Source organism: Limnohabitans sp. G3-2, from assembly GCF_002778275.1.
Classification (GTDB): domain Bacteria; phylum Pseudomonadota; class Gammaproteobacteria; order Burkholderiales; family Burkholderiaceae_C; genus Limnohabitans_A.
The window spans coordinates 229,580-242,039 of sequence record NZ_NESG01000002.1 but is presented as its reverse complement, the minus strand read 5'-3'; the positions used below and the strand labels follow the sequence as shown (position 1 = coordinate 242,039).

Genomic DNA, 12,460 nt, shown 5'->3' with positions numbered 1-12,460 from the left:
CACGCACTCGGCCGCAGTGGCGGCCTCCTACAATGTTCAAATGACCTCGAACCCCCTCTATGCCCAACGCCGTGCTCGCCTCGCTGCCCAATTGGGCGCAGGCGGTATCGCCATCATCCCCACCGCGCCCGAGCGGCCGCGCAACCGCGACAGCGATTACCTGTACCGGCACGACAGTTACTTCTATTACCTGACCGGGTTCACCGAGCCGCATGCCAGTTTGGTGATCACCGCCGAGGGCGAGTGCACCTTGTTTTGCCAAGCCAAAGACCTGGAGCGCGAAATCTGGGACGGCATTCGTTTGGGGCCAGAGGCCGCGCCCGCCGCATTGGGCGTGAGCCGGGCCTTGCCCATCGCTGAGATGGCCACGCGGATGCCCCAACTGCTGGAAAACCGCAGCACCGTTTGGTACCCCTTTGCCATCCACACGGGGCTGGAGAGTTCGGTGAACGGCTGGCTGCAGTCGGTGCGGGCCCGTGTGCGCTATGGCGCTTTGTGCCCCGAGCAGCAGCGCGACCTGTGCAGCCTGCTCGACGAGATGCGCCTGGTGAAAGACCCGCACGAGCAGGACACCATGCGCCGCGCCAGCGCCATCAGTGCCCGTGCCCACATCCGTGCCATGCAGCGCAGCGCCGCCATGCTGCGTGCGGGCCAAGAGGTGCGTGAATACCACCTGGACGCCGAGCTGCTGCACGAGTTCCGCCAAAACGGTTCTCAGTACCCGGCTTACGGCTCCATCGTGGCCGGCGGCGCCAATGCCTGCGTGCTGCACTACCGCGCCGACACGGCTTTGATCCAAAACGGCGACCTGGTGCTGATCGACGCGGGTTGCGAGCTGGACGGGTACGCCAGCGACATCACCCGCACCTTTCCAGCCAACGGCACATTCACCGGGCCACAACGCGCTTTGTACGACCTGGTGCTGGCTTCGCAAGACGCTGCGGTGGCGGCCACCAAGGCAGGCGCCCGCTTTGTCGATCCGCACGAGGCCACGGTGGCCGTGCTGGCGCAGGGCTTGCTCGACGTCGGGTTGCTCGACAAAAACAAGGTGGGCCACGCGCAAGACGTGATCGCCAACCGCAGCTATTTCCAGTTCTACATGCACCGCACCGGCCACTGGTTGGGCATGGACGTGCACGACTGCGGCAGCTATGTGGAGCCCTCGCAGGTGGGCCAGGTCAGTGAGCGCCAAGACCCGCTGAGCGGCGAACTCATCAAGGACCGCCCGAGCCGCATCCTGCAACCGGGCATGGTCTTGACGATCGAGCCGGGCTTGTATGTGCGCCCGGCTCCCGGCGTGCCCGAAAAATTCCACAACATCGGCATCCGCATCGAAGACGACGCCATCGTGACCGCCACGGGTTGCGAGCTGATCACGCGCGGTGTGCCGGTCAAGGCCGACGAGATCGAAGCTTTGATGCGGGGCTGAAGGGCCCATGCCGTTCCATGCGCAGCCCGCTCTCTCGGGTCAGCTGATCTCCATCCAGACCGGTCAAGTTCGCCCCCTCATGGTGGGCGGGCGCAAGGCGGTGTCGGCCATTGGCAAAACGGCGGTTGCTGGCCCCATCGAGGTCGGCGTTTTGGGCCTCGCGGGTGACGAGCAAGCCGACTTGTCGGTCCACGGGGGTCTGAGCAAAGCGGTGTATGCCTTGCCTTCGGAGCACCTGCCTTGGTGGCAAGCACAGCGCCAGCTGCATGGCGCGACGATGTTTGATGAGCCCTTGGCGCCGGGTTATTTGGGCGAAAACCTGAGCTTGCAAGGCCTGCTTGAGCAAGACCTGTTCATTGGTGACCGCCTCGATTTTGGTGACGTCGTCTTGCGTGTGACCCAAGCGCGCGAGCCCTGCGGCAAGTTCAATGCCGTCATGGCTTACGCCTTGGCCGCCAAAGACATGGTGCAAAGCGGGCGCTGCGGTTTTTATTTGGCGGTCGAAAAAACCGGCTTTTTGCAAGCCGGGGCCCGATGCCACGTTCTGCCAGGGGCGCGTTCAACCCGTGTGACCGAGGCCTTGCAGCACAAAGCCTGGAAGCATTTGCGCTGAATGGCCAGATTTGTGTCCAAAAGTCAAAAGCCAACTCACTTGAGAAGGGTATGACCCGGGCTACTGGACTTGAATCCGGGGTCTACAATGAAAATATTGACCGACTGTCGCCCTGAGCGTAGACAAATGATTGCCTTTCGCCCTTGTTTGCTGAACCCCGGCAATCCTGACAGCACATCCCTACAACGGAGCCAAAACAATGACCGACAAGGTTAAAGCCGAAGAAAAACGCGCCCAGTTGCGCAAAGCCGCACTGGAATACCACCAGTTCCCTACGCCCGGCAAAATCGCCATCGCCCCCACCAAACAGCTGGTCAACCAGCACGACTTGGCGCTGGCTTATTCGCCCGGCGTGGCTGCGCCTTGCGAAGAAATCGTCAAAGACCCGGCCAACGCTTTCAAGTACACCAGCCGGGGCAACCTGGTGGGTGTGGTCACCAATGGCACGGCGGTGCTGGGCCTGGGCGACATCGGCCCGCTGGCCAGCAAGCCGGTCATGGAAGGCAAGGGCGTGCTGTTCAAGAAGTTTTCGGGCATCGACGTGTTCGACATCGAAATCAACGAAAAAGACCCGGACAAACTGGTCGAGATCATTGCCTCGCTCGAACCCACCTTTGGCGGCATCAACCTCGAAGACATCAAGGCCCCGGATTGCTTCTACATCGAGCGCAAGCTGCGCGAGCGGATGAAGATCCCGGTCTTCCACGACGACCAGCATGGCACCGCCATCGTGGTGGGCGCGGCCATCTTGAACGGTCTGAAAATCGTGGGCAAAGACCCTAAGAAAATCAAGCTGGTGACATCGGGCGCGGGTGCCGCGGCCCTGGCTTGCTTGGGGCTGCTGGTCAAGCTGGGCATCCCGCGTGAAAACATCTGGGTCACCGACCTGGCGGGTGTGGTCTACGAAGGCCGCACCGAGTTGATGGACGAAGACAAGATCCAGTTTGTGCAAAAAACCGAGCACCGGACCCTGCGCGAAGTGATTGCCGGCGCCGATGTGTTTCTGGGCTTGTCGGCCGGGGGCGTCCTCAAGCAAGACATGGTGCAGTCCATGGGCCCCAAGCCCCTGATCTTTGCACTGGCCAACCCCAACCCCGAAATCAACCCCGAAGACGTCAAAGCGGTGCGCGATGACGCCATCATGGCCACGGGCCGCACCGATTACCCCAACCAGGTCAACAACGTCCTGTGCTTCCCCTACATCTTCCGGGGCGCTTTGGATTGCGGCGCGACCACCATCACGCTGGAGATGGAGATCGCAGCCGTTCACGCGATCGCGGAGTTGGCCCAGGCCGAGCAAAGCGAAGTGGTGGCGGCCGCCTATGTCGGGGAGCCTCTGGCTTTTGGCCCCGAATACCTGATTCCCAAGCCGTTTGACCCGCGCCTGATGATGAAAATCGCGCCCGCTGTGGCCCAGGCCGCAGCGCAAAGCGGCGTGGCTTCGCGCCCCATCACCGACTTGGACGCTTACCGTGAGCGCCTGCAAGGCTTTGTGTACGCCTCGGGCACCATGATGAAGCCGATCTTCACGGCGGCCAAACGCGCCTTGAAAAAGCGCATCGCCTACAGCGAAGGCGAAGAAGAACGCGTGTTGCGCGCGTCCCAAATCGTGGTGGACGAAGGCATTGCCCGCCCGACCTTGATTGGCCGCCCAGCCGTCATCGCCGAGCGCATCGAAAAATTCGGCCTGCGTCTGAGAGAAGAGCTGGATTACGACATCGTGAACGTGGAAGATGACCACCGTTACCGCGATTTCTGGCAAACCTACCACCGCCTGACCGAGCGCAAAGGCGTCACCGAGCAGATCGCCAAGATCGAGATGCGTCGCCGTTTGTCGCTCATTGGCGCCATGTTGCTGCACAAAGGCGATGTGGATGGCATGATTTGTGGCACTTGGGGCTCCAACCCCATGCACTTGAACTACATCGACCAGGTGGTGGGCAAGCGAGTCGGCGTCAACACCTTTGCGTGCATGAACGGCCTGATGCTCCCCGGTCGCCAAGTTTTCATGGTGGACACCCACGTCAATTACGACCCCACAGCCGCGCAATTGGCCGAGTTCACCGTCATGGCCGCCGAAGAAATGCGCCGTTTCGGTATTCAGCCCAAAGCGGCGCTGTTGTCGCACTCCAACTTTGGCTCGTCCAACGAACCCAGCGCCATCAAAATGCGCGATGTGTTGGCCCTGCTGCGTCACAACGCGCCTTGGCTGGAAGTGGATGGCGAAATGCACGGCGATGTGGCCTTGGACACGGCCGCGCGCCAGGCCCTCATGCCCAACTCCAGCCTGATCGGCGACGCGAATTTGCTGGTTTTGCCAAATATTGATGCGGCCAACATTGCCTACAACCTGCTCAAGACCGCGGCCGGTGGCAACATCGCTGTGGGGCCGGTTTTGCTGGGTGCAGCCAAACCCGTGCACATCTTGACGCCCAGCACCACGGTGCGCCGGATCGTGAACATGACGGCACTCACCGTGGCCGATGCCAATGCGGCGCGGTAAGGCTTAAAGCCAGAGCGGGCGCTCACTTAAATCGCGAGTGTCCTGACAAGTCCTGCTTGTTTATTGGGCAATCGCTTGCTTTTTGAGCGCGATTGCCTCACACTAGCGCCTTCGAGTTTTCGGGTTAACCCGGAGGCTTCTGAAAGGTGTTTTCATGAAGGTGGCACGACCCATGGCCGCCCCTCAGCGCTGGATAACGGTGTTTTTGGGGTTGTTCTTATCAATTTGCACGCTTGCCGTGCAAGCCCGTCCAGCCGCCGACGCACAAGACTCACCCACGGTGTGGGTGTCAGACTTGCCGCGGGAAGGCCAAGAAACGTACCGACTCATCCATCAAGGAGGTCCTTTTCCTTACGAAAAGGACGGGACAGTTTTTGGCAACCGTGAGCGACTGCTGCCCCGAGCGATGCGGGGGTTTTACCGTGAATACACCGTCAGAACGCCGGGTCTCAAGCATCGCGGAGCGCGGCGCATCGTTTGTGGTGGCCAAGCCCCTCGAAAGCCGGAAGCCTGTTACTACACGAGCGACCATTACGCGAGTTTTCGCACGATTGTCGTCAAGCCTTGATTGTTGATTTTAGAGAAAGACCACGAAGATGGACATGCCGATTCGTCACGACCAAGAGGCGCCCCTGAAGGGCGTGCGGTCCAACATCGTGCAGTCGATTCGCGCCTACCGCGTGAGCGATTTGCAAGAAGCCGCCCAAGGGCTGGGCCACCACTTTTTGTACGCCAACCTGGCCGAAGCCCAGAGCAAACAAGATGTGCTGGACCTCATTGGTGCGCAATTCACGCTGCCTTCGCACTTTGGCAAGAACTTTGATGCCTTGTACGACTGCATGACCGACCCTTTGCACAAGTCCGGCCCACAGCCTGGCTTCATCGTGGTGCTGGAGCAAATTCCCGCGCACGTTAAATTTGACAAGGAAGCCCGCGAGCAATTGCTGGACATCTTCCGTGACACCGCCGATTACTGGGGAGACAGGAAGATACCCTTCCGATGCTTCTATTCTTTTCTGTAGCCCGTTCTGCGCAAAACAGCCAAGCAGGACGGGCGATTGAGGCACAAACAAGCGAGGACGCCGTGATGGCCGAATCGATCGAAGAAGGCGAAAAAATGCCCACCGACAAATTGGTGGACGTCTCGCCTTTGGCGCTGCGCATGAGCAGCCCATTCAACGCAGGGTACTGGCTCGCCGCAGCCTGATCTCTGCCAGCCCGCGCATGCGGCAGCCATGAAAAAGCCCGTCTTTGACGGGCTTTTTCGTTGGCGCGGCCTTGGAGCCGGGAGTGCCTTGCCGTTTAAACGGCCTGTGCCAAAGCCACGAATTCGGCGACAGGCACTTCTTCGGCGCGGCGCTGCAGGTCAAACGTGCCGGCAAAGCCTTTTTCATCCAGCCATTTGCCCAAGGTGTTGCGCAAAATCTTACGGCGTTGGCTGAAGGCCACCTGCACCAGGGTTTCCAGCGTTTTGACGTGGACATCTGGGGGCTGGGCCAAGGGCACCATGCGCACCACCGCGCTGTCTACGCGCGGCGGCGGGTCAAAACTCTCGGGTGGCACGAACAGCACATTGGCCATGTCGTAACGCCATTGCAGCATCACGGACAGGCGGCTGTAATCGGAGGTGGCCGGCTGGGCCACCATGCGGTCGATGACTTCTTTTTGCAGCATGAAATGCTGGTCTTCGATCCGATCAACATGCGCCAGCAAGTGGAACAAGATGGGGGTGGAGATGTTGTAGGGCAGGTTGCCGACGACACGGATTTTGCGCGCAGCAGGGGCCGAAGCGGGCTGGCTGGCCAACATGGCCTGGGCCAAGGCGCTGAAGTCCACCTTCAGCACATCCGACTCCACCACCGACAGGTGGGGGTGTTCGCGCAGGCGCACGGCCAAATCGCGGTCCAACTCGATCACCGTCAGGTGGCCCAAACGCTCGACCAAGGGCTGGGTCAAGGCGGCCAGACCCGGGCCGATTTCGACCATGGGCTGTCCTGCTTCGGGGTTGATGGCGTCCACGATGGCATCGATGATGCCGCCGTCGGTCAAGAAATGTTGACCGAACCGTTTGCGGGCGATGTGTTTCATTGAGGGGGCTCGCGCATCTCCACGTAAGCACGCCCGCGGATGTCTTCCACCCAGGCGGCGTAGGCTTCGTCGAGCTTTTTCTCGCGCAGGGCGCTGCGGGCCAATGTGCGTTGTTCTTGATCGCTCATGGGGGCATTGCGGCGATCGGTCACTTCGATCAGGTGCACACCGAAGCGGGAGACCAAGGGTTCAGCGATTTGGCCGGGGCGCAGGCGGTTCATGACTTGTTCAAACTCGGGCACAAACATGCCGGGGTTGGCCCATCCCAGGTCGCCACCTTGCTCGGCGCTGCCGTCTTGTGACATCGCTCGGGCCAGCGCCGCAAAATCGGACTTTCCGGACACCAGGGCTTGGCGGATTTCGCTCAACTTGGCCACGGCCTGGGCTTGTGACAGTTGTGCCGATGGGCGCAACAAAATGTGGCGGGCACGGGTTTGGTTCACCAGCAAGGTGGTGACTTGGCGACGCTCCAGCACTTTGAGGATGTGAAAACCAGCGGCAGAGCGCACGGGGGCCGACACTTCGCCCGCCTTGAGAAGGCGTGTGGCCTCTGTGAACAGTTCCGGGTAGCGGTCGGCAGGGCGCAAGCCCATCTCGCCGCCGTTGGCACCCCGGTCGGGGGTTTGAGAAAAGGCCTTGGCCAGTTCGGCGAAGTTCTCGCCAGCTTGAGCGCGACGGGCCACATCGGCAGCGCGTTCACCCAAGGCTTGGAGGGCGGACGCGGTGCTGTTGTCGGGCACCGCAATGAGCACCATGCCCAAATTCAATTGGGCGGGCACCTGGGCGGCTTGGGCCTTGATCTGCTCGCTCAAAAACTGTTCTACGTCCAGGTCACTCACGCGGACACGGCCTTCGACCTCGCGTTCACGCAAGCGGGCGAGGAGCAGTTGGGTGCGCAACTGCTCGCGAAAAGTACCGACCGACATGCCCTCTTGGGCCAAGCGCTTGTGCATGTCTTCGCGGGACAACTGGTTGCTGCTGGCCACGTTCAATTCGGCCTGATCGATCGCTTCGGTTTCAATCTTGATCCCTGCTTCTTTGGCCTGCTGAAGTTGCGCTTTTTCATTGATGAGCTGCTCGACCGCGGCACGGGTCAGTTCGGAGGCTTCGGGTGTGTTGTCACCGCGGGCAGCGGCATCATTGGCCAAGCGTTGGCGCATCACCTGCACCTCGCGGTTGGTGATGGGCTCTGAATTCACCACCGCCACAATGAAATCGGCTTGGCGAATAGGCGTGACCGCCGCGGTGCTGGCGCTGGCTTGCGCCATGGCCACGTTCACACAGAGCAAGCCCATGCTGGCGCACAGTGTTGTCCAAAGAATCGAGCGAACAGGAAAAAACGATTTATTCATAGTGCTGGAACCGGCTGGGTTGAACCGTGCTGTCGCGCAGGTATTGGTAGCGTGGAATGTTGTCACTGAGGCTCTTCAAGGGGCTCACGCCGACGCGTGCGAAGCCAATGAACTCCAGTTGAAAAAGGATGCGACTGGTGGCGCTGGCGGTGTTGTTGACGGCGAGGTTGGAAAAGTTGGTTTGGAGCCGTTCAAAAGCAATCCGGCCCAGCCAGCAGCCTGCATCGTATTCCAGGCCGACCAGGGTGTCCACGAGGCTGCGCTCTCTCAGGCTGTAGTTGAGCCGACCGACCGAGTACCAGCGGTCTGGCCCCAGGCCTTGGCCGGGTGTGCGCGACCAAGCGTTTTCAGTTTTCCGGTCTGTGGCGCCCACCAGGTCACTCAAGGGCCATTGCCAGCCCACTTCTACAAACTCAGACTTGGGCGTCGCTTGGTTGTTGGCGCGGTAAGCCGCATTGATCACGCGGTAAGCGCTGTGGCTGTAGCGTCCCTGCAAGGTGGTCCGGGCGATGTCATGGGTTTGGTTGTTGGCCTGCACGGTGGCATCGAGCGACCAGCGGTCGTCCCAGCGGGTGCCTGCGCCGAACAAAATGTCGCTCAAACCGGCCTTGGCTGCGGGCGGGTTGTTTTGAAGTCCGACCAGCTGGTCTGAAAAGCGGATGCGCTGTGCCACACCGACCCGAAGCATCTCTGCACCGTTGTTGGCGTCAAAAAAGCGGCTGCTCACACCGAGGGTCAAAGCGTCGTTGTCGGCCAGTCGGTCATGGCCCACATAGGTGTTTTCGCTGTAGATGGTCGACAGGTTGAAGTCGGTGGCACCGCTGTCATAAAGGGGCAGCATGCTTTGGTCTTTGTAAGGCGTGCGGGCGTAAAAGGCCCGAGGCTCCAGGGTTTGCAGCACGTCGCGCCCGAACCAGCGGGTTTCGCGTTCAAACACCAGTCCGGAGTCTAGGCTGAAAGTGGGCAAGACCCGGTTCACCGACGTGGCGCCGTTGTCGAGTGCCCGGTCCATCTGGTAACGCGTGGCGTGCAGTTGCAGTTTGGGGGTCATGAACCCCCAAGGGCGAATCCAGGGCCGGCTGACTTGGGCTTGCACAAAACTGCGCTCGCCATTGCGCGGCAGCGTCCCGGCGTTGACCAAACTGGCCACGCGCGAGTAATCGGCTTCGAAGCGGGTGGTGTCGCCCACCACCGACCAATCGAGTCCATCGGCATTCCACTGGCCATAGCGCATGGTGATTTGTGGGGCTCGGTCATAAGGCGGGGCCGCGTCTTGCAAGTTTTGCCAGCGCTGCACTTGGGCGCTCATGCTGAAGTCATCTCGCCCCCAAGTCAGCACACCTGTGGAGGGCAGGATGCGTTGCGTCAACACCGAACCCGAGCGCGGGAAATCGCGCCAGTAGTTGTTGTCGCTGACGCGGTTCAGGGTCAGGCCAAGACCGATGCGCCCGACGCTGTCCAAGCCTGTGTCCAAGTCGCCGCTGTGCTGACTGGACAAACCCCAGCGACGCTCATTGCGCAACTTGTCAGAGGGCATCAAGTTCAGGCGCAGCTGGCCGCTGTAGTCGCGCTCTTTGTAGCGGAACTCGGTGTCGGCGGCCACGCCGCGCTGGCTCATGACGTGTGTGGTCACCGTCGCATCCCGGTTGGGGGCGATGTCAAAGTAATAGGGCTGTGCCAGCTCCAGGCCATTGACCGTGTCCACACTCAGCAAAGGCGGCAAAAACCCCGACTTGCGCTCGTTGGTCAAGGGCAAGCTGATGGTGGGCGCGGCAAAGATGGGCACATCCTGAAAGCGCAACTGAACGCCCTGCGCGAGGATGCTCGACTCTTCTTCGTCAATGGTCAGCTGCGTGGCCTTGAGCAGCCACTCGGGCAACCAATCGGGGCCAGGGGTTCTGCGGCAAGTGGTGTACTTGGCTTGGCGAACGATGGCCCGCTGGTTGTCCACAAACTCCACTTCGCTGGCTTGACCGTATCCCCCACTGGCATACAGCTCGAATTGCGGGCTGTCAAAGCGCCCTTGGAAGCTGTCCACTTGGAGTTTCAGCTGTGGACCTGAAAAAACACTGTTGGGGGTGCTGATGCGCACTTGGCCTTTGGCGTCCACCACGTCTTGTGTTTGGTCGTAGTCCAAGCGATCGGCGCTCAAAGCCAAGCCGGGTCGTCGGATGCTGGTTTCGCCCTGCACCACCAGATCCATGTCGGGACGTGCGGTGATTTGCGCGCCCTTGACAAACAAGGCCCCTTCGGAGCGCTGGCGCTCTGAGACCGCTTCCTCCAGCATCGGGCTGGCGCGCAGGGGCAATGACGTGGGCTGGGCCGAAGATGCACCGATGCTCCAAGCCAACAGCCAAGCCATCACCCGGAGGGCGTGGCCATGCACCGTGCAACGGTGGATCGACAAACAGAGCAATGCGTGATGAGAGGCCACAAAACAGGGTAAGTTACAAAAGAGTCAGCCTGTCCCCCGCCCAAGGCGGCCACAACAGGCTTTGTAGAATGGGATTATCCATGAGCCACCCTTCCTCCCCCCCCATTTCCCCGTCGACTTCTTTGTCTGGACCTTCGTCGGGACCTCTTGCCGCTGTGCCTTGGGCTGACCCCATAAGACAAGGCTTGTTCACGGCTTGGATGGTCAGCCTGGCCAAGGCCCACGGACTGTTGCCTGAAACCTTGCGGATTGCCTCGGCCGATGCCAGCTTTCGCCGCTACCTGCGGGTCGACACGATGCAGGGCGAAAGCCGCATCGTCATGGACGCGCCACCCGACAAAGAGAACTCGGCGCCCTTCGTCCGCATTGCCGCCTTGATGAAAGACGCGGGCCTGAATGCCCCCAAGGTGCTCGATTGGCACGAGGCCCACGGCTTCATGTTGCTGAGCGATCTGGGCGACGCCACCATGATGTCGGCCATTGACCCCGAGCGCCCTCAGGCCAACCATGGTCTGTACATGCAAGCGGTGGACACGCTGGTGCAGTGGCAACTGGCGTCGCGTCCAGGGGTGCTGCCGCCCTATGACGCCGCTTTGCTGAACCGCGAACTGAGCCTGTTCCCAGACTGGTATTTGGCCCAGCACCGCAGCGTGCAGCTGCAAGGTGCGCAGCGCGAGGTGTTGGACAAGGCCTTCGCCCTGATCGTGCAGCGCAATCTGGCCGCCCCCAGCGTGTACGTTCACCGTGACTTCATGCCGCGCAATTTGATGATGCCCTTGGGGGCGAATCCACAGCTGGGCGTGCTGGATTTCCAGGACGCGGTTCACGGCCCGGTCACCTACGATGTGGCCAGCTTGATGCGCGATGCGTTTTTGACCTGGGATGAAGACTTTGTCCTCGACATCACCATCCGCTATTGGGAAAAAGCCCGCAAGGTGGGTTTGATGGATTTTGAAGATTGGCACAGCGACTTTGGCGCCTTCTACCGCGCCGTCGAGTGGATGGGCTTGCAGCGCCACTTGAAAGTGGCCGGTATCTTTGCACGCCTGACCTTGCGCGACGGCAAGCCCAAGTATTTGGCCGATGCGCCGCGCTTCATCCACTACATCCGCAAAGCGTGTGACCGTTACCGCGAGCTGGGCCCGCTGCTCAAGGTGATCGACGAGATCGAAGGCACGACCCCACAGGTCGGTTTTGCCTACGGCCGCATGTAAGCCGGCCATGCCCCGCTTTCATTGTCCTTCCCCTCTTCAGACAGGTCTGTCGCTCAGCCTGCCTGCTGGCGCAGCCCGCCATGTGCAGGTGCTGCGTCTGCAGCCGGGCGATGTGATCACTTTGTTCAACGGCGAAGGCGGCGAGTTTGACGCCACCGTCACCCGCATGGGCCGCAGTGATGTGGACGTGGAAGTCGGCGAATACCGCCCGCTCGAACGCGAGGCTGCCCGCCCAGTGCACCTGTTGGCCGGCATCACCGCCAACGAGCGCATGGACTGGTTGGTTGAAAAAGCCACCGAGCTGGGCGTGGCCAGCATCACCCCCTTGGTGGCCGAGCGCAGTGTGCTCAAGCTCAAAGGCGAACGCGCCGAGAAAAAATTGGCGCATTGGCAAGGCGTGGCGGTGGCTGCCGCCGAGCAGTGCGGTCGCAACCGTGTGCCCACGGTGCATGCGGCGGTCACGCTCAAAGAGTGGTTGACGCGGGCCGACGCCGGGGAGCGCTGGGTCTTGTCTTTGTCAGAAGGCACGCAAGCCCTGTCTGCCATGACGGGCCATGCCCCTGTCACGGTGCTCAGCGGTCCCGAAGGCGGCCTCAGCCCCAGCGAAGAAGCCATGGCCTTGGCCGCCGGGTTTGCGCCCGTCACATTGGGCCCGCGCGTTCTGCGGGCTGAAACGGCGCCCTTGGCGGTGTTGGCCATCTGTGCCTGAAGCCTGCGGGCGATGGGGGCTGGTCTGCGAGGCGCCATCGCGACGAGGGCGTCGCTGCCACAGGGGAATGCGGCTTTTTTTAGGCGCCCCGCCCGCGGGGCGACGGGTGGTGGGCCAC

Annotated in this window: 10 protein-coding genes; 7 read left to right on the top strand and 3 right to left on the bottom strand. The window is 61.4% G+C overall.

Going from position 1 to position 12,460, the window contains the following annotated elements; genetic code table 11:
* Positions 1-40 precede the first annotated feature (40 nt).
* The 5 genes from B9Z31_RS03295 to B9Z31_RS03275 all read left to right on the top strand — a co-directional run bounded on the left by B9Z31_RS03295 (position 41) and on the right by B9Z31_RS03275 (position 5,567).
* Entirely contained in the window at positions 41-1,429 is a 1,389-nt protein-coding gene (locus tag B9Z31_RS03295; RefSeq protein WP_100118342.1) for an aminopeptidase P N-terminal domain-containing protein, read from the top strand.
* 7 nt (positions 1,430-1,436) lie between these two features.
* Positions 1,437-2,042 (top strand): MOSC domain-containing protein, encoded by a 606-nt coding sequence (locus tag B9Z31_RS03290; protein WP_100118133.1) that lies wholly within the window; start codon positions 1,437-1,439, stop codon positions 2,040-2,042.
* 199 nt (positions 2,043-2,241) lie between these two features.
* Entirely contained in the window at positions 2,242-4,545 is a 2,304-nt protein-coding gene (locus tag B9Z31_RS03285; protein WP_100118132.1) for an NADP-dependent malic enzyme, read from the top strand.
* A 154-nt stretch (positions 4,546-4,699) separates the two neighbouring features.
* Positions 4,700-5,113 (top strand): ribonuclease domain-containing protein, encoded by a 414-nt coding sequence (locus B9Z31_RS03280; protein ID WP_100118131.1) that lies wholly within the window; start codon positions 4,700-4,702, stop codon positions 5,111-5,113.
* 28 nt (positions 5,114-5,141) lie between these two features.
* Positions 5,142-5,567, top strand: a complete 426-nt coding sequence (locus B9Z31_RS03275; protein ID WP_100118130.1) for a barstar family protein — start codon at positions 5,142-5,144, stop codon at positions 5,565-5,567.
* 280 nt (positions 5,568-5,847) lie between these two features.
* On the opposite strand, the gene rsmA is transcribed toward B9Z31_RS03275, so the two are convergent.
* The 3 genes from rsmA to B9Z31_RS03260 are packed head-to-tail and all read right to left on the bottom strand — an operon-like array spanning position 5,848 to position 10,392.
* Positions 5,848-6,633: a 16S rRNA (adenine(1518)-N(6)/adenine(1519)-N(6))-dimethyltransferase RsmA gene (gene rsmA, locus B9Z31_RS03270; protein WP_100118129.1), complete on the bottom strand. Its 786-nt coding sequence runs from the start codon at positions 6,631-6,633 to the stop codon at positions 5,848-5,850.
* Positions 6,630-7,985 (bottom strand): peptidylprolyl isomerase, encoded by a 1,356-nt coding sequence (locus tag B9Z31_RS03265; protein WP_100118128.1) that lies wholly within the window; start codon positions 7,983-7,985, stop codon positions 6,630-6,632. Before B9Z31_RS03265 ends, rsmA begins: the two co-directional genes overlap by 4 nt.
* Positions 7,978-10,392: an LPS-assembly protein LptD gene (locus B9Z31_RS03260; protein ID WP_233200679.1), complete on the bottom strand. Its 2,415-nt coding sequence runs from the start codon at positions 10,390-10,392 to the stop codon at positions 7,978-7,980. Before B9Z31_RS03260 ends, B9Z31_RS03265 begins: the two co-directional genes overlap by 8 nt.
* Before the next feature lie 107 nt (positions 10,393-10,499).
* Between B9Z31_RS03260 and B9Z31_RS03255 the strand changes: the two genes are divergently transcribed.
* On the top strand, positions 10,500-11,633 hold the full coding sequence (locus B9Z31_RS03255; RefSeq protein WP_100118127.1) for an aminoglycoside phosphotransferase family protein: 1,134 nt from the start codon (positions 10,500-10,502) through the stop codon (positions 11,631-11,633).
* A gap of 7 nt (positions 11,634-11,640) precedes the next feature.
* On the top strand, positions 11,641-12,342 hold the full coding sequence (locus B9Z31_RS03250) for a 16S rRNA (uracil(1498)-N(3))-methyltransferase (protein ID WP_100118126.1): 702 nt from the start codon (positions 11,641-11,643) through the stop codon (positions 12,340-12,342).
* Positions 12,343-12,460 lie beyond the last annotated feature (118 nt).